This window comes from Variovorax sp. P1_H2, from assembly GCF_056405295.1.
The window spans coordinates 1-1,772 of record NZ_JBFUCJ010000268.1; the positions used below are offsets into that span (position 1 = coordinate 1).

Consider the following 1,772-nt stretch of genomic DNA (forward strand, 5'->3'; position numbering starts at 1 on the left):
ATTCAGGCTCACTACGACATCAGTAACGACTTCTATGCGCTGTGGCTCGATCCGACGATGGCATATTCATGCGCGCTGTGGGAAGACGGCGACAGCTTGGAGCAAGCGCAACTTAGGAAGCTTGATTTTCACTTGGCTCAAGCACAAGCATCTAACAAGAAGCATCTGCTGGACGTGGGCTGCGGGTGGGGAACTCTTCTCGGCAGGGCGGTAACGTGCTGCCATGTCGAGGCCGCTGTCGGTTTGACTCTCAGCCAAGCACAGGTTGACTGGGTCAAAGCATCAAAGCAGGACAATGTGTCGGTGGTGCTGCAAAGTTGGAAGGACCACCAACCTAGTTCGCCCTATGATGCCATCGTGTCCATCGGTGCATTCGAGCACTTCGCAAGGGCGGGCGTCACAAAGGCCGCCAAGGCGGAAGCGTATCGCAGCTTCTTCAAGTGGTGCCACGAAAACTCCACCCCCGACTGCGACCTCTCTCTGCAGAGCATCGTCTACGAGAACTATGACGAAGAGAACCCGAATCCCTTTGTCGAACAGATATTTCCGGAATCGGAGCTACCTCGTGTGTCCGAGATTCTTGCTGCTTGCGACGGGCTTTTCGAAATCGTCGCGCTGCGCAACGATCGCGCGCACTACGCAAAGACCTTGCAATGCTGGTACGCCAACCTGCGCAAGAACCGCGAACAAGCAATCGCGATGGTGGGCGACGAGGTGTTTAGAAAGTATGAGAAGTACCTCGGCATCTTTGTGGTGGGCTTCCACACCGGCACGGTGAATCTGACTCGCCTCAAGGCGCGCAAGATTGCGAAGCCGGTTGTGATCCGATAGTGAACGCGCGGGGGGTGTCTAGCCTCGGGCCGCGAACCTCCAGGCAGATTCATGTCTGGGTTGTCTGGCTGTCGCCGAGGCTGCGACTAGGCCCCCTCTTGCGCGGCCTCTCGCGAAATGAGCGGAAAGYGGCTCGCGCGTTCATTGATTTGCAGGCGCGGACTGAGTTCATCACCTCTCGGGTTTGTGTGCGGGTGCTCGCCTCGCGATATCTCGGCGTTAGTCACCGAAAGGTCGCTCTCGCGAAGACCATCAAAGGTCAGCCGCAACTCATTGACCCTAGCAGTGGGCGAAGGCACGGGCTCAACGTCAGTCTTTCGCATTGCATTGCGGGCGTGGCAATCGCCTTTGGACGAAAGACTCGTGTCGGAGTGGATCTTGAGAGTCACTTGCACCCGCCGGCGCTCACCATTGCGGTGGCTCGCCTATGCACCTCTGAGGAAGGCGCTCTCGTGTCGGGTGAGATTTGGGACTGCTGGGCGCGCAGGGAAGCCCTTCTCAAAGGGCTTGGTTTGGGCCTTTCGGGCTTGCACTCCGTTCCTTCGCTTGAGCTCGAGAACAATTTCGTGAGATCAGGAGCGTCAACTTGGACAGTGAACTCCATTTCATTAAGTCCGGATACCTCGCTTGCCTGTGCGGCCGAAGGTATTGCACGACGCTTTAGGGTGCTCTCCTGCCGGCCAAGCGCAATTATCAACAAGAGCTTTTAAATGCAACTCAAACTATTTCGCCTTCTATTCAGATTTCTTGATGCCATATCGACTAGCTTGGCGGCGCGTCTGGCTGTGGCCGTGTTCTACGCGCCTCGCAAATTCCCAGCAGCGAAATGGGAAAATGCGGGGATTGCCCTTGGCAAGGAAGACACACTGCAATTCGATGGCGAGCGGCTCGACGCGACAGTTTGGCCGGGGGAGGGCCCCACCGTGCTTCTCGTGCACGGC

The 1,772-nt window shown here is 57.2% G+C and carries 2 protein-coding genes; both read left to right on the forward strand.

Going from position 1 to position 1,772, the window contains the following annotated elements; all coding sequences use genetic code 11:
- Positions 1 to 831: class I SAM-dependent methyltransferase (locus AC1D2E_RS35705; protein ID WP_478201775.1), on the forward strand; the 831-nt coding region annotated here is incomplete at its 5' end.
- A gap of 710 nt (positions 832 to 1,541) precedes the next feature.
- Positions 1,542 to 1,772 (forward strand): hypothetical protein (locus AC1D2E_RS35710; protein ID WP_478201776.1); only part of this gene is annotated, 231 nt, incomplete at its 3' end.